General features: G+C 72.3%; 15 protein-coding genes and 1 riboswitch. Of the genes, 6 read left to right on the top strand and 9 right to left on the bottom strand.

Annotated features, from left to right (window positions below; translation table 11 throughout):
• Nucleotides 1–68: 68 nt before the first annotated feature.
• Together ACFQGU_RS02045 and ACFQGU_RS02040 are read left to right on the top strand one after the other, a co-directional pair.
• A complete protein-coding gene (locus ACFQGU_RS02045) occupies nt 69–1,133 on the top strand; it encodes a TerC family protein (protein ID WP_386763684.1) in 1,065 nt (354 codons plus the stop codon).
• Complete coding sequence (locus ACFQGU_RS02040; protein ID WP_386763683.1) at nt 1,130–2,005, top strand: ion transporter; 876 nt, start codon at nt 1,130–1,132, stop codon at nt 2,003–2,005. Before ACFQGU_RS02045 ends, ACFQGU_RS02040 begins: the two co-directional genes overlap by 4 nt.
• Here ACFQGU_RS02040 and ACFQGU_RS02035 read toward each other — a convergent pair.
• Complete coding sequence (locus ACFQGU_RS02035) at nt 1,974–2,408, bottom strand: SRPBCC family protein (protein ID WP_386763682.1); 435 nt, start codon at nt 2,406–2,408, stop codon at nt 1,974–1,976. The genes ACFQGU_RS02040 and ACFQGU_RS02035 overlap by 32 nt on opposite strands.
• A 4-nt stretch (nt 2,409–2,412) precedes the next feature.
• Nucleotides 2,413–3,786 (bottom strand): wax ester/triacylglycerol synthase family O-acyltransferase, encoded by a 1,374-nt coding sequence (locus ACFQGU_RS02030; RefSeq protein WP_386763681.1) that lies wholly within the window; start codon nt 3,784–3,786, stop codon nt 2,413–2,415.
• A gap of 355 nt (nt 3,787–4,141) precedes the next feature.
• On the opposite strand from ACFQGU_RS02030, the gene ACFQGU_RS02025 reads away from it, so the two are divergent.
• Nucleotides 4,142–4,945, top strand: a complete 804-nt coding sequence (locus ACFQGU_RS02025; RefSeq protein ID WP_386763680.1) for a serine hydrolase — start codon at nt 4,142–4,144, stop codon at nt 4,943–4,945.
• A gap of 3 nt (nt 4,946–4,948) precedes the next feature.
• On the opposite strand, the gene fdhD is transcribed toward ACFQGU_RS02025, so the two are convergent.
• Genes fdhD through mobA form a run of 3 tightly spaced genes read right to left on the bottom strand, consistent with a single transcriptional unit; the run spans nt 4,949 to nt 6,707 of the window.
• Complete coding sequence (fdhD, locus tag ACFQGU_RS02020; protein ID WP_386763679.1) at nt 4,949–5,809, bottom strand: formate dehydrogenase accessory sulfurtransferase FdhD; 861 nt, start codon at nt 5,807–5,809, stop codon at nt 4,949–4,951.
• Between the two features lie 44 nt (nt 5,810–5,853).
• The gene (locus ACFQGU_RS02015; protein ID WP_386763678.1) at nt 5,854–6,099 is read right to left on the bottom strand and encodes a DUF6457 domain-containing protein; all 246 of its coding nucleotides are present in this window, start codon (nt 6,097–6,099) and stop codon (nt 5,854–5,856) included.
• An 11-nt stretch (nt 6,100–6,110) separates the two neighbouring features.
• A complete protein-coding gene (gene mobA, locus ACFQGU_RS02010) occupies nt 6,111–6,707 on the bottom strand; it encodes a molybdenum cofactor guanylyltransferase (RefSeq protein WP_386763677.1) in 597 nt (198 codons plus the stop codon).
• A 175-nt stretch (nt 6,708–6,882) separates the two neighbouring features.
• On the opposite strand from mobA, the gene ACFQGU_RS02005 reads away from it, so the two are divergent.
• The 3 genes from ACFQGU_RS02005 (at nt 6,883) to ACFQGU_RS01995 (ending at nt 10,367) form a co-directional block, all read left to right on the top strand.
• On the top strand, nt 6,883–7,560 hold the full coding sequence (locus tag ACFQGU_RS02005) for a hypothetical protein (protein ID WP_386763676.1): 678 nt from the start codon (nt 6,883–6,885) through the stop codon (nt 7,558–7,560).
• A gap of 127 nt (nt 7,561–7,687) precedes the next feature.
• A complete protein-coding gene (locus tag ACFQGU_RS02000) occupies nt 7,688–9,085 on the top strand; it encodes an FAD-binding oxidoreductase (protein WP_386763675.1) in 1,398 nt (465 codons plus the stop codon).
• 40 nt (nt 9,086–9,125) lie between these two features.
• Nucleotides 9,126–10,367, top strand: coding sequence for a class I SAM-dependent methyltransferase (locus tag ACFQGU_RS01995; protein WP_386763946.1), 1,242 nt, complete (start codon nt 9,126–9,128; stop codon nt 10,365–10,367).
• A gap of 10 nt (nt 10,368–10,377) precedes the next feature.
• On the opposite strand, the gene ACFQGU_RS01990 is transcribed toward ACFQGU_RS01995, so the two are convergent.
• The 4 genes from ACFQGU_RS01990 to ACFQGU_RS01975 all read right to left on the bottom strand — a co-directional run bounded on the left by ACFQGU_RS01990 (nt 10,378) and on the right by ACFQGU_RS01975 (nt 14,418).
• Complete coding sequence (locus ACFQGU_RS01990) at nt 10,378–11,187, bottom strand: SDR family oxidoreductase (RefSeq protein WP_386763674.1); 810 nt, start codon at nt 11,185–11,187, stop codon at nt 10,378–10,380.
• Nucleotides 11,184–12,077 carry a ribonuclease III domain-containing protein gene (locus tag ACFQGU_RS01985; protein WP_386763673.1) on the bottom strand — a complete coding sequence of 298 codons (894 nt, stop codon included), beginning with the start codon at nt 12,075–12,077 and terminating at the stop codon, nt 11,184–11,186. The genes ACFQGU_RS01990 and ACFQGU_RS01985 overlap by 4 nt, the downstream gene beginning before the upstream one ends.
• A 112-nt stretch (nt 12,078–12,189) precedes the next feature.
• On the bottom strand, nt 12,190–12,831 hold the full coding sequence (locus tag ACFQGU_RS01980) for a C40 family peptidase (protein WP_386763672.1): 642 nt from the start codon (nt 12,829–12,831) through the stop codon (nt 12,190–12,192).
• A riboswitch (cyclic di-AMP (ydaO/yuaA leader) is annotated at nt 12,830–13,015 on the bottom strand. Its footprint overlaps the gene before it by 2 nt.
• Nucleotides 13,016–13,161: 146 nt before the next feature.
• Nucleotides 13,162–14,418, bottom strand: coding sequence for a sensor domain-containing diguanylate cyclase (locus ACFQGU_RS01975; RefSeq protein ID WP_386763671.1), 1,257 nt, complete (start codon nt 14,416–14,418; stop codon nt 13,162–13,164).
• Nucleotides 14,419–14,574: the final 156 nt, after the last annotated feature.

Raw genomic sequence — 14,574 nt, 5'->3', positions numbered from 1 at the left:
CGGGTGAAGGAGACCAGGCCTGCGACGGCATTTCTTCCGGGATGCCGTACGACCTGGAGGTTTCTCCTGTGGACGTGTCCCTTCTCGCCTGGGGCGCCGTGCTCGTCGCGATTCTCGCGATGCTCGCCGTCGACCTCTTCCTGCACCGCGACGCCCACGAGATCCCCGTGCGCGAGGCCGCCACCTGGACAGGGATCTGGGTCGCGATCGGCGTCGTCGCCGGCGGCGTCATCTGGGCCGTGTACGGCGCGGAGTTCGGCCAGCAGTACTTCGCCGGGTACGTGATCGAGAAGTCGCTCGCCGTCGACAACGTGTTCGTCTGGGCGATCATCTTCAGCTACTTCGCCGTCCCGAGGCAGTACCAGCACCGCGTGCTCTTCCTCGGTGTCGTCGGCGCCCTCGTGTTCCGCGCGATCTTCATCGCCGCCGGCTCCGCCCTCATCGCGTCGTTCGCCTGGGTGCTGTACATCTTCGCGCTCTTCCTGGTCTGGACGGGCTGGAAGATGTGGCGCACGCGCGACGCGCACATCGACCCGTCGACGTCCAAGATCGTCGCGTGGTGGCGCCGGCGCGTGCCGTCGACCGACGAGTACCACGGCCAGAAGCTGTGGATCCGCAAGAACGGCAAGCGTCTCGCCACTCCGCTGCTGCTCGTGCTCGTGATGATCGAGGTCACCGACATCATCTTCGCGGTCGACTCGATCCCCGCGGTCTTCGCCGTGACGAGCGAGCCGTTCCTCGTCTTCGCCTCGAACGCCTTCGCGATCCTCGGCCTTCGGGCGATGTACTTCCTGCTCGCCGACCTCATGCACCGGTTCGTGTACCTGAAGGCCGGCCTGTCGTTCGTCCTCATCTGGGTCGGCATCAAGATGTTCCTGGTCGTGGACATCGTGAAGATCCCGACCTGGGTCTCGCTCGTGGTGGTCACGTCGATCATCACCGGCTCCATCGTCCTCAGCCTGCGCGCCACGCGCGGCCAGGACCCCCCCGCCGCCGAGATCGACGCCGCCCCTGTCGATCTCGCGGAAAGGTCGGCGGACGGGTCCGGGAGCCCGTCCGCCGACCACCCCGACGCAGTCGGCACCGCGCCCACCGCCGATCCGGCGGAATCGACCCCCCAGGGGCGCGGGTGACCTCCTCCTCCGCGTCGGGAGGTGACAGTCGACGGGCCGGGCGTATCGCCCGGCTCGTCGACTCGTCCCGCTTCAACCTCGCGATCGCTGCGGTCATCGTGGCGAACGCCGTCGTCCTCGGGCTCGAGACCTACCCGGAGGTCATGGACTCGTACGGCGGCGTGCTCGTGCTGCTCAACGAGCTCTTCTTCGTGGTCTTCGTCGTCGAGCTCGGCCTCCGCATCGCGTCGTACGGCCGCCGGCCACAGGACTTCCTGCGCAACGGCTGGAACGTCTTCGACCTCGTGGTGATCGGGGCTGTCCTGCTCCCGGGCGTGCGCGAGCAGGCCCAGCTGCTCCGGCTCCTGCGCCTCGCGCGGATCGTGCGCCTGGTGCGCTTCCTCCCCGACGCCCGCATGCTCGTGCTCACGGTCATCAAGTCGATCCCCGCCGTCGCGAGCATGGTGGTGCTCACGGTCCTGCTGCTGTTCGTCTACGGCATGATCGGCTGGTCGCTGTTCGGCGCGGCGCTCCCCGAGACGTGGGGGACCATCGGCCGGTCGATGCTCACGCTCTTCGTGCTGCTGACGCTCGAGAACTTCCCGACGTACCTCGCCGAGGCCGAGCCTGTCAGCATGTTCGCCATCCCGTTCTTCGTCTCGTACGTGCTGCTGGCGGCGTTCATCGTCTTCAACCTCCTCATCGGCGTCGTGATCAGCTCGATGGAGAAGGCGCGCGAGGAGGAGGACAAGCGCGAGCAGGCGGACGACGCCGAGATGCTCACCCGCCTCGCAGAGGTGCAGACCGCGCTCTCACGGCTCGAGCAGGACCTGCGCGGCCGCGGCCGCGATCCGGTGAAGGTCAGCCCTCGAGGTGACGCCGCAGACCGGTGAGCGTGCTCGTGACGAGGTCGCCGATGACCTTGCGCCGCAGGAACCCCGGGATGGGCAGGTTGTGGCTCACGGTCAGGTCGAAGGTCACGTCGCAGGCGTCCGCGCCGGCGGGCACCACGGTGTAGTGCGCCTCCTGCCCCGTCTGCAGCTTGCCCTGCACGAGGGTCCAGTCCATGCCGTCGGCACGGTGCGTGTACGCGAGCGTGTACTCGTCGGTGCCCACCGGCGTCGACGCCGCGAAGGCCGCGGTGATCGGCAGACCCTCGTCGTCGCGGGTGAGCACCTGCGCGGCCTTGATCTCGTGCACCCAGACGACCTGGCCCTCGACGGCGCGGATCGTGGCCAGCGCGTCCTGCGCCGGGGCCTCGATCCGGACGGTCTTCACGGCGTTGTCGGTCGCCACGGCGTCACGCTCCTCGGTGCGCTGCGGTGGAGATGGCCAGGAGGTCGTCGAGCTCGGCGTCGAAAGCGTCGACGAGCCGGTCGGCGTCCGGCACGACGGTCGCGTCGACCTTGAACCCGACGCGCACGGTCTGGTTGTAGCTGAAGATGCAGACGCCGACGGTCTGGTGGCCCGAGCCCGGCACCCACCCGAGGACGCCGGCGATGCGGCTGCCCGCGAGGTAGCGGTCCTGCAGCGGGCCCATCACGTTGGTCGTGACGCCGATCGCCTTGCTCGAGAAGAAGTCGACGAGCAGGTCCTCCACCTTGGGGTGCGTCAATCCGATCGCATTGATGAGGCCGAAGGTGATGAGCGCCTCGGGCGACTCCTTGATCCGGTCCATCCGCTGCTTGGCGGCCGTGAGCCGGTCGCGCGGCGACCTCTCGGCCAACGGCATCGGCAGCATGGCGAGGGCGAACTTGTTGCCGAGCTCGCGCGGCAGCGGCTTGTCGATCGGCCGCAGGTTCACCGGGACCATCGTGGTCAGGTCCTCGGGGACCCCACCCTCGTCGAGCACGTACGACGCCAGCGCGCCGGTCACTGCGGCCACGAGCACGTCGTTCACCGTGGCGCCGCTCGAGCGCCCGATGGCCTTGATCTGCGCGATGGGGTGCGGACGCGACCACACCGCCCGCTTGGCGAGCCCCGGCTGCCCGAGGAGCGGCCCGGGCGGGTTCGACCCGAGCAGCAGCTTGTCGGCGATGTGCGCCGTCTGCGACACCAGGGTGAACGCGTCGCGCACGACCGACGGTCGCACGAGCTTCGACGCCTCGTTGATCGCGTTCCGCGCCGTGCCGAGGCCGGGGACGGACAGCGTCCAGCCCGCGTTGGGCGGCGGCTCCGGGCTGACGTCCACGAGGTCTCCGTCCGGCTCCTCGTCGGTGAGCGACAGGAGCACCTGCGCGAGCGCGATGCCGTCCGCGATCGCGTGGTGGAACCTGCTCACCACCGCCGCGCCGCCGCCGTACCCCTCGATGATGTGTATCTGCCAGAGCGGGTGAGCACGGTCGAGGGGCACGTGCATCACCGACTCGACGAACGCCTTCAGCTCCGCCTCCCCCGCGGGCTCCGGCAGCACCGCCATGAACAGGTGCCGGTCGAGGTCGAACTCGGGGTCGTCCTCCCACTGCGGTGCGAGCAGCGGGAGGGTGTCCGGCGCGATCCGCTGGGAGAACACAGGGAACCGGTCGACGATCCGGCGCTGCACGACGGCTCGGAAGCGCTCGAGGTCGAGCGGCTCGTCGAGCCACATCACGGAGTCGATCACCATGAGGTTGGCGGGGCGGTCCATCCGCAGCCAGATGTTGTCGACGGCGCCGACCGTCCGCCGACCTGTCATCGCTGCACTCTCCCCGGCCGCCCGTCATCCTCTGCCGTGCCCGAGCGTACGTGCGCCCGGCGCACCAAGCGCGCCCAACGCCGCACCTCCCCACGCCCCGCTCGTCGGCCGGCCGAGCTGCCTCGTCCCTGGGGAGGGAGGACGGGCGGCTCGCACTGGAGACCGGGCCATCCGGGCCCTCGTCGGGAAGGCCTCAGGGCCGCTGCGAAAGGAGGAGGGGGAGGGGGAGGGTTCGCCCCGGGAATGGGAACGCCCTGCCCTTTCCGGGGAGGACCCGCCCCCTCCCCCGCTCCAGCGAGCACCGTCCCCGAGCCGCCCTCAGCGGTCCGGCTCACGCACGTGCAAGGCTCTCGGCGTGGACGATCTCCTGACCCCGCTGGACGCGGTGGCCGACGTCGCGTGGTCGGCCGTGGTGCTCGACGCCGCCACCGGACGGCTCCTCGCCGTCCGCCACCCGGACCGCGTGCTGCCGACAGCGAGCGTGGGCAAGCTGCTCCTGCTGCTCGAGACCGCACGCCGCCTGGCCGACGGCCGGCTCGACCCCTCCACGCCGCTGCGCCGCGGCCCGGCGGACTCCGTCGCGGACTCCGGCCTGTGGCAGCACCTGCGCACCGACGCGCTGCCGCTGGAGGACGTCGCGCTCCTCGTGGCGAGCGTCTCGGACAACCTGGCCACGAACGTCCTGCTGAGGCACGTCGGGCTCGATGCTGTCGCCGAGGTCGGGCCGTCGCTCGGCCTCGGGACGCTGCGCCTGCACGACCAGGTCCGCGACGTCCGCACCACCGACGACCCGCCCACGCTGTCGCAGGGGTGCGCCCTCGACCTGGCGCGGTTCGCGGCCCTGCTCGCCACCGAGGACTCGCTCGAGTGGGCGGTGCTGAGGCGCTGGCTGGCCTCGGGCGTCGACCTCTCGATGGTGCCCGGCGACCTCGGCCTCGACCCGCTCGCGCACGTCGAGGAGGACCGCGGGATCCGGCTGCTCGGCAAGACCGGCACCGACTCCGGGGTGCGCGCGGACGTCGGGATCGTCGCGTCCGGCGAGCTGGTGACGGCGTACGCCGTGGTCGCGTCCTGGACGCCGTCGGCCCACGACCCGAAGCGCGACGACGTGCTCGGCGCGATGCGTGCGGTCGGCAGGGCGATCGCGGCGCAGGGCTGAGCCTCAGGCGACCCCCGTGATCCGGTGCTCGCCCGAGTAGACGGTCATCCGGTCGCCGCGCACGAAGGCCGCCAGGGTGAGGCCGGCGTCGCGGGCGGCGTCGACCGCGAGCGACGTCGGCGCCGACACCGCGACGAGCACGGGGATGCCCGCCATCGCGGTCTTCTGCACCACCTCGAAGCCCGCACGTCCGCTCACCACGAGCACGTCGGCCACCACGCCGTCGAGCAGCCCGGCACCCACCGCCTTGTCGACGGCGTTGTGCCGTCCCACGTCCTCCCGGACGAGCAGCACCGAGCCGTCGGCCGTGGCGAGCGCGACGGCGTGCAGCCCGCCGGTCTTGCGGAACACGGTCTGCCGCTCGGACATCGCCTCGGGGAGCGAGAGCAGGACCTCGGCGCTGACGGCGACGTCGCGGCCGACGGGCGGCACCATCGCGAGGAGGTCGTCGATGTGGTCCCGACCGCACATGCCGCAGGCGCTCGACGGGTGCGACACCCGGCCGAGCCGTGCGCCGTCGATCCCCACGTCGTCGGCGATCACCAGCATCACGTCGTTGTCCGAGCGGATCATGTCGCCGGCGCAGTGCCGCACCTCGAGCACGTCCTCCCGGCGGCGCACGACGCCCTCGGCCACCGCCAGTCCGACGCCCAGCTCGCGGTCGTGACCCGGGGTGCGCATCGTCGAGCCGAGGAGGGCCGTGACGCCGCGATGGCGCAGGTGCACCTGCAACGGCTCCTCGACGACGACCCAGTCGGGTCTCGGCCCGGCGGCGGCGCCGCCCACCCGCAGCACGCGCACGCTCGCGGTGGCCCCCGTGCGGGCGCGGGGCTCGTCGCCGTGCCCGAGGTCGGCCGTGCTCACACCGCCACCTCCTGGTCGCCGCGATCGGTCCGCAGGCGGCGAGTCTAGGACTGCTGCCGCTCGGCCCAGGCCGCCGCGAGCGCCCGTGCCGTGGCCACCGCGTCGGCGACCGCAGCCGCGTCTCCGCCGTTGCGTGCGGCGGCGAAGCCGACGAGGTAGGTCGTGACCGGCGCCGCCGGGCGCAGCACGGCGCGGGCCGCGTCGCCGGCGAGGTCGAGGACGGTGTCGACCTCGGCCGTCATCTCGACACCGAGCGCAGCAGCCAGCTCGCGGGTCCAGTCGTCCAGCACGGTGTGCTCCTTCACTCGGGGTGACGCTCCCTCACCCGGGCGAGGTCGTCCGGGGTGTCGATGTCCTCCACGTCGGTCCGCGGCAGGTCCACCACGCGGAGCAGGTCGACGAGGTCGCCGAAACGGTGGTCCTGGACGCCGTCCAGCACCAGCAGCGCGTCGAGCGACCGGCGCACGGCGGAGGTCCGGTAGGCCGCCGCCAGCCACTGCCGGCGGCCGTCCGGGTCGACGGCGACGACCGCCTCGGCGGTCGCATCGCCGGCGAGCGCGGCGAGCAGTGCGGCCGGCAGCGCCGCGGCCTCGACCAGGTCGGCGGCCAGCACCACCACGAGGTCGGTGTCCACGAGCGGCAGCGCCGCGGCGAGCGCCGCGAGCGGACCGCCGAGGGGAGGGTCCTCGCGCACGCGTACGGCGTTGGGCGGCAGCTCGGCGTCCTCGGGGGTCGGCGGCCCCACGAGCACCACCACCGTCGCGTCGGACACCGCCGCCACGACGCGCGCGCGCAGCGTCCGGCCGGCGATGCGCAACCCGGGCTTGTCGACCCCGCCCATGCGTCGGCTGCGGCCGCCGTCGAGCACGACGGCCGCGTACGCAGTCCGGGCGGGCACGACCCCACGCTACGCGCGAGCACCGCTGCAGAGCCTGGAGTCGGTGGTTCCCGCTGCGGCGCCGGCCGTCGGCCCCGGCGTCGGCCGACTTGAGCGGCCGAACGGTGATTCTTGGTGTTCACCCCTATGGAGCAACGGCGTTCAGTCGCTCGGCCGATGGTCCGATGCCTTGACCATGACACGCACGCGGCACCTCCGCCGATCGGCAGCCCTCGCCACGGCCACGGCGCTGTTCGTGCTCACCGGCACCACGGTCGCCGCCTTCGCCGGCCAGGACGACGCGGTCGTCGCCTCGACCGGCGGCCCGGTCACCGCCGCCGCCGTCGTCTCCCCGGCCGCCTCCCTCGTCCACTCCGCGGTCGCAGCCGGCCTGGCGCAGACCGCCGAGCAGGCAGCAGCGGACGAGGCGGCAGCCAGGGCAGCGGCCGCGAAGAAGGCAGCCGCCGCGAAGGCCGCCGCAGCCAAGGCTGCTGCAGCTGCGAAGAAGGCAGCCGCCGAGAAGAAGGCCACGGCAGCCCGGGCCGCCGCATCGGCGCCTAAGACGATCTACATCAAGGGCTACGTCAACGCCCCCGGGTCGCAGGCCGCCATCGACAAGTGCCAGCTCGTCCTCTGGTCCAGCAGCCCGCTGTGGCTCGCCGCGCACAACTACTGCGGCTACCAGTGGCTCGCCTTCGTGAAGACCGGCACGACCGTGGTCGTCACCTCCGGCGTCGCGCAGGGCACGTACCGGGTCTACGACCACATGCGCCTCGGCCGCCAGAGCGGGGCCATGCCGAGCACCAACGCCGACCTGGTCCTGCAGACCTGCGTCGGCGAGGGCACCGGCCTCAGCCTCCTGCGCCGCGTCTGATCCCAGCCTCGTCCCGATCACCGGACCCGTCGCCCTCCACCGGGGCGGCGGGCCGTCGTCTGCGGCGGTGTCCGATCTCGGCACAAACCCTGCCCCGCGGCGTGGGCTCGGGGCTAGGTTCTGAGGCGTGGCTCTCACCGTCACACCGACCGTGACCCGCAGCGCGTACGACCGGGCCGTCGACGCACTGGTGGGGCAGTACCGCGCGCTCCCGGCCGGGGCGCCCGTGCGGCTGGCCAAGACCACGTCCAACCTCTTCCGCGCCCGATCGGCGACCGGCACGCCGGGGCTCGACGTCGCGGCCTTCCGCGGAGTGCTGGAGGTCGACGTCGAGGCGCGCACGGCCGATGTCCTCGGCATGACGACGTACGAGGAGCTGGTGGCGGCGACCCTGCCGCACGGCCTCGTGCCGCTGTGCGTGCCGCAGCTGCGCACGATCACGCTCGGCGGCGCGGTCACCGGGCTCGGGATCGAGAGCGCGTCGTGGCGCAACGGCTGCCCGCACGAGTCGGTGCTCGACCTCGACGTGCTCACCGGCGACGGGCGCGTCGTGACCGCGACCCTCGACAACGAGCACTCCGCGCTGTTCCACGGCTTCCCGAACTCGTACGGCTCGCTCGGCTACGCGCTGCGCCTGCGGATCGAGCTCGAGCCCGTCACGCCGTTCATGGCGCTGCGGCACGTGCCCTGCGGCGACGCCGCATCGCTCGCGACGGCCATCTCCGACATCACGGCGTCCGGCTCGTACGACGGCACCAGGGTCGACTACGTCGACGGCACGGTGTTCTCGGCGACCGAGTCGTACCTGACGCTGGCGACGTACGCCGAGACCGCGAGCCGCGCCCCGAGCGACTACACCGGCGAGCACATCTACTACCGCTCGATCCAGCAGCGCCGCACCGATCTGCTGACCACGCACGACTACCTGTGGCGCTGGGACACCGACTGGTTCTGGTGCTCCCGGGCGTTCGGGGTGCAGAAGCCCCTCGTGCGCCGCCTGTGGCCCACGTCCAAGCTGCGTTCGGACGTCTACTGGAAGCTCGTGGCGCTCGACCGGCGTACGTCGTTCTCCGCGCGGCTCGACTCCGCGCGGCGTCGCCCCGCGCGCGAGCAGGTGGTGCAGGACGTCGAGGTGCCGGTCGGGGCGCTGTCGGAGTTCCTCGACTTCTTCCACCGCGAGGTGGGCATCGAGCCGGTGTGGGTGTGTCCGCTGCGCCAGCGCGATCCCGGTGCGACGTGGTCGCTCTACGAGCTCGACCCGTCGGTCACGTATGTCAACGTCGGCTTCTGGTCGACCGTTCCGCTTCCCGAGGGCGTCACGCCGGCCGAGGGCCGGGTCAACCGGCGGATCGAGCGGGTCGTCACCGAGCTGGGCGGGAAGAAGTCGCTCTACTCGACGGCGTTCTACCCGCCCGAGGAGTTTGCGCGGATCTACGGCGGGGACGCCTACTCCGGGCTCCGCGCGACGTACGACCCGGGAGGCAGGCTCCCGGACATGTGGACCAAGACCGTGGGTCGGGGCTAGATCGCGCGAAGGAGCGCGGGCGAAGGGGCGAGCGATGGCGATGAAGCTGGCAGACATGGTGTCGCTGGTGGTGGGGGACGACGTCGACGTCGCGCTGACGGCGTACGACGGCAGCAGGCACGGACCGATCGACTGCGACGTGCGCCTGGACATCCGATCGCCGCGCGCGGTGGCGCTCCTCATGTCGGCCCCAGGACAGCTCGGCCTCGCCCGCGCATACGTCGCCGGCGAGCTCGAGGTGCACGGCGACCTGTTCACGGCGCTCGACCGGCTGGCCCGGCTCGGTGTGACGGAGCCGACCGGCTCCGAGAAGCTGCGGCTGTACCGCGCGCTCGCTCCCTTCGCGCTCCGCCGCGAGCCGCCGCCGCCGGAGGAGGTGCGGCTCGGGGGGTCGCGGCACTCCAAGCGGCGCGACGCCGACGCCATCAGCCACCACTACGACGTGAGCAACACGTTCTACCGATGGGTGCTCGGCCCGTCGATGGCCTACACGTGCGCCGTCTACCCGAAGGCCGACGCGACGCTCGAGGAGGCGCAGGAGGAGAAGTTCGACCTCGTCTGCCGCAAGCTCGGGCTGCAGCGCGGCGACCGGCTGCTCGACGTGGGCTGCGGATGGGGCGGCCTCGTGCGGCATGCCACGAAGCACTACGGCGTCAAGGCGATCGGCGTCACGCTGTCCGAGCAGCAGGCGCAGTGGGCGCGCGAGGCGATCCAGGCCGACGGCCTCGGGCACCTCGCCGAGGTGCGGCACCAGGACTACCGCGACGTGCCGGAGACCGGCTTCGACGCGATCTCCTCGATCGGGCTCACCGAGCACATCGGCCTTGCCCACTACCCGGCGTACTTCGGCTTCCTGAGGTCACGGCTCAACCCGACCGGCCGGCTGCTCAACCACTGCATCACGCGCACCGACACGGGCTCGCGGACGCACTACAAGAACGGCTTCATCAACCGGTACGTGTTCCCGGACGGCGAGGTCGTGCCCATCGGGCGCATCGTGTCGGCCATGGAGGACCAGGGGTTCGAGGTGCGGCACGAGGAGAACCTGCGCGAGCACTACGCATTGACCCTCGCCGACTGGCTCCGGAACCTCGAGGAGCATTGGGACGAGGCGGTCGCCGAGGTAGGGATGGGCAAGGCCCGGGTGTGGAAGCTGTACCTCGCGGCGTCGCAGATGGGCTTCCACCGCAACATGATCCAGCTGCACCAGGTGCTCGCCGTGGCACCCGACCAGCACGGCTTCGCCGACGTACCCCTGCGCCTCGCCCTCGACCGCGGCTGAAAGCTCCGAATCAGCCGAGGATGCCGGGTCCGGCGTTGTCGAGACCGCCGTCGGCGGTGATCGTCGTGCCGGTGATGTAGTCGCCGGCGGGCGAGGCGAGGAAGCCGACCAGCGCGGCCACCTCGTCGGCGCTCTGCATGCGCGGCAGCGGCACGATGCTCGAGAGCACCGAGGTGTCGATGCCGTACTTCGCGATCGCGTCGGTGTGCACGAAGCCCGGGGCGATCGCCACGACACGGACGCCGCGCGGACCCCACTCGACCGAGAGGGTGCGGGTGAGCGACTCCACCGCCGCGCGCGCGGCCGAGGAGTGCGCCATCCCCGGCGTGCCCCGGTGCGGGGACATCGTGATGCTGATGACCTTGCCGTAGCCGTTCGGCAGCATCGAGCGCTCGGCCACACGGGCCGTCATGTACCACGTGGCATCGAGGTTGAGCCGCGTCACCGCGCGGAACCCCTTGTGCGACAACGACTCTGCCGGAGACACGAACTGGCCCCCCGCGTTGTTCAGCAGGATGTCGATGCGTCCGAGGTCGGCGAGGACGGCGTCGAGCACGACGTCGACCTGCTCGGGCTCGCGGACGTCGCAGACCGCGGTGCTCATCGGCTCGGGGTGCCCGGCCGCCGTCGAGAGCGCCACCGTCTCGTCGAGCTTGTCGGCCGTGCGCCCCACCACGCAGACGCGCGCGCCCATCCGGGCGAGGAGCAGGGCGCTCGCTCGTCCGATGCCGCTGCCACCGCCGGTGACGAGGGCCGTCCGGCCGGAGAGGGAGCCGTCGGCGAGGACGGCGAGGGACTCGGGGCTCTGGGGAACGGTCACGTCGAGAAGGCTAGAGGTCCGGGCGCGAACGTGCGGCCGAGCACGCCTGACGCCACGAGGAGCCCCGCGCGGATCCCGCCGTCCAGTGCCACCGCGCCGACCAGCGCCTGCACCTCGTCGGCCATCGCCCGTCGGTCGGTCCGGTCGTCGTGGCGGCGCTCGAGCCGCAGGTCGTGGGCCAGGCGGGACACGGTCGCGTTCGACGTCGCACCCCTGCGCTCCTCGCTCAGCACCGCCTCGCTGGCCTCGGGCTCCTCGACGTACTGGGCGGTCGACATCGCGGCCTCGATGACCGAGTCGCCCACGACCGCGAGGCGACGGCGGGTGGGCCCGGGCTCCGCAGCGGCGCCGAACCACACCGGCTCGACCGGCTCGTGCCCGAGCTGCCGCGACGCCGCCTCGTACCGCTCGGCCCGCGCCGCCACCGGCAGGTCGACGCGGCGAGGGAGCCCGTCGAGCGCTGGTCGCACGACGAGGTCGTACGCCGCTGTGGCCGCATCCTCGATACCGCGGTCGGCCCAGATCGCGCCGATCGCAGCCTCGATGCGGTCGGCGAGCCGGTGCCGCGACGCCTGGAACGTGCGGACGCGAGGCAGCCCCCGGCGCGCAGCGACGCGCCCGAGGGCATGGTCGGAGACCATCGCCTGCTGCTCGCCGTTGATCAGCGCCAGCGAGGGCTCGTCCCACGGCTCGAGCCGCACGAGCTCGCTCACCACCACCGCGTCGAGGATCGAGTCGCCGACGTACTCGAGGCGCTGGAACAGGTGGCCGCGCGGGTCGATGAGCGACCGCACGAGGTCCTCCCGGCCGAGCCGGAACCCGAGGGCGTGGTCGAGCTGGGCCACGTCGTCAGCAGCAAGCCCGTGCAGCGCGTCCCGCCAGGTCGTCACAGGCGACCATGCTGGCGCATGAACGCGTCAATGCGCCGCACCCCCTGCCCGGACAGGACGAAGGCGGCCCGCACGGGGGATGGCAGGCCGCCTTCGTCGATCAGGGGGAGGGTCAGGCGCGGACGCGCGCGACCTTCCAGGACGAGGTCCAGATGCGCTCCAGCATCACACGCTTCCCGGGGTACGGCGAGTGCCAGATGTAGCCGTTCCCCGCGTAGATCGCCACGTGGTAGATCCGGCCGCTCGTGCTGTAGAAGAACACGAGGTCGCCCTTGACTGCCGTGCTCCGCGGGATCGGCGTCGCTGCGGCGTACTGGTCGCGCGAGACGCGCGGCAGCGAGATACCGAGGCGCGAGTACACGTAGCGCGTGTAGCCGGAGCAGTCGAAGCCGACGGCGGGGCTCGTGCCGCCAGCGACGTACGGGACGCCGGCGAAGCGGGCGGCGGTCTGGGCCACGGCCTTGCCGCGCACGACCGGGTCGGCCTTGGCCGCCGCGCTCAGGGTGACGTACCCGGTCCGCGAGACCGGCAGGGAGAACGACGCGGGGGCAGTGGTGCTCACCGCGGTGGTCGAGGTCGAGAGGCTGCTGGTCGTCAAGGTCGAGGTGACCACCGAGGTGCCGGTGATCGTCGAGGTCGACGTACCGGTGTCGTCGGCCACGGCCGCCGAGGCGGACGCGGTGAACGCGGGCAGCAACGTGATCGCCAGGGCAGCCGAGACGGCCGCGCCCAGGCGTGCGCGAGCAGACGCCATGAGTCCTCCACGACGCCTGCGAGGTGAGCTGTCGGGTTCGGGTCGTGGATTGACCCGGCCGGTCCGGGGACCGGCTTCACCCCGAGGGCTCGCCGTGCGGCGAGGCCCGGAAATCCTGGGTCCCCCGCTCCTGCCAGCGAGGTCATGACCGTGGGTGGCTGGCAGGACTCGGCGTCCACCCTCGGCGCCCGTCGGGTGACGGGCCGTGACGAACCTAGGCCACAGCCACCCCCGATGTCACGGGTTCATCACGGAAAGGCCACCGATCGGGTGTCAACGACTGGTCCCGATGCAGCACGAAACGGGACATACCGGGATGCGTGGGACGGCTCAGAGCTCGTAGGCCAGGCGGTCCTTGCCGGCCTCCTTGGCCCGGCTCAGGGCCGAGTCCGCGCGCCCGAGCAGCGAGTCGACGTCGTCCACGATCCGCAGGCCGGTGAGGCCGAACGACGCCGTCCGGTAGAGCGGCTCGTCGCCCGGGGTGAGCGCCGTCGTGGCGACCACCACGCGCAGCCGCTCCACGAGCACGAGCGCGCCCTCGAGGTCGGTGTCGGGCAGCAGGAGGCAGAACTCGTCCCCGCCGAAGCGGGCGACGACGTCCTCAGCACGCATGGCGCCGCGCAGGACAGCGCCGATCGAGGCCAGGACGATCTCGCCGGTGAGGTGGCCGTGCAGCGTGTTGACGCTCTTCATGCCGTCGAGGTCGACCATCACCGCGACGAGCGGCCGGGCCTGGCGGCGGGCGCGGGCGATCTCGGCCGCGGCGCACCGCCGGAACGACTCGTACGTGAGCAGGCCGGTCTTGTAGTCGGTGCCCGCGAGCAGCAGCTGCTCCTGCGCCCGGAGCATCTGGACGACCAGCCAGGCGAGCGGGACCAGCAGCACCGCGGTGACGGGCGAGACGGCGAGCAGCGCGACGACCAGCAGGCCGAGCGCCACTCCGGGCGAGTCGCGTCGGACGAGCTCCGCACCGAGGCCCGGGATCTCGTCGCCGAGTCCGTCGCCCTCGTCGAGGTGGCGCCGGTGCACCACGGCCTCGGTCGCGAGGTACGCCGCCCCCGCCGCGAGGAGCCCGGCGACGCGGACGGTGTCGACGAGGAGGCCGGCCTCGTCCAGCATGAACGTCGCGAGCTCGTACGCCAGCATCGCGACCGACATGGCGGTGACGCGGATGGCGGTGTTCAGGGTGAGCCGACGCCGGTCCGGCCGCCAGGCCGAGGCCAGCGCGACCACCGGGAACCACAGCGGAGGAAGCAGCAGCACGGCCCCGATCAGCGCGGCGCCGGTGGCGTCGAAGACGACCGTGCGCTCCCCGCGCGAGCGGCCGAGACGCGCCCGCACGCGGTTGCCCGCGACCGCCAGCAGGACGAGCACCGGCACCAGCCACCGGTGGTCGTTCTGCGTCCACGCCTCGCGCGACGGGTCGTTCAGCACCACGACGGCCACCCAGGCGAGGGCCGTGATCGCCGCGAGCTCCAGCGCCGCCCGGCGTGATCGGGCCCGACCGGCACTCCACTGCGGGGCGGGCGCCACCGCATCCGTCAGGTCGACCGTGGCTGCTCGTGCCCTCTCGTGCTCGTGGAACATCCCCGCTCCCTTCCCACGGCCCGGACCTGCCCGGGCACGGGCGAAGCAGACCAGGGCGGACGCCGGCCCCGCGTCCGGCTGGCGTCCGAAAACCGGTAGGCGGAACGGCCCATCCGGAGCAGCGCCCGGTGACGCATCGTGACCGGATCGGGCCCG

This window comes from Longivirga aurantiaca (genome assembly GCF_042660085.1).
Classification (GTDB): Bacteria; Actinomycetota; Actinomycetes; order S36-B12; family CAIYMF01; genus Longivirga; species Longivirga aurantiaca.
The sequence above is the reverse complement of the archived record's forward strand: the minus strand, read 5'-3'. Positions and strand labels throughout refer to the sequence as shown.

Coding starts and splice junctions, on each gene's coding strand:
- ACFQGU_RS02030 (WP_386763681.1), bottom strand. CDS start 3,786: ATGACAGGTCGGCGGACGGTCGGCGCCGTCGACAACATCTGGCTGCGG.
- ACFQGU_RS02005 (WP_386763676.1), top strand. CDS start 6,883: ATGACACGCACGCGGCACCTCCGCCGATCGGCAGCCCTCGCCACGGCC.
- ACFQGU_RS01995 (WP_386763946.1), top strand. CDS start 9,126: ATGAAGCTGGCAGACATGGTGTCGCTGGTGGTGGGGGACGACGTCGAC.
- ACFQGU_RS01980 (WP_386763672.1), bottom strand. CDS start 12,831: ATGGCGTCTGCTCGCGCACGCCTGGGCGCGGCCGTCTCGGCTGCCCTG.
- ACFQGU_RS01975 (WP_386763671.1), bottom strand. CDS start 14,418: ATGTTCCACGAGCACGAGAGGGCACGAGCAGCCACGGTCGACCTGACG.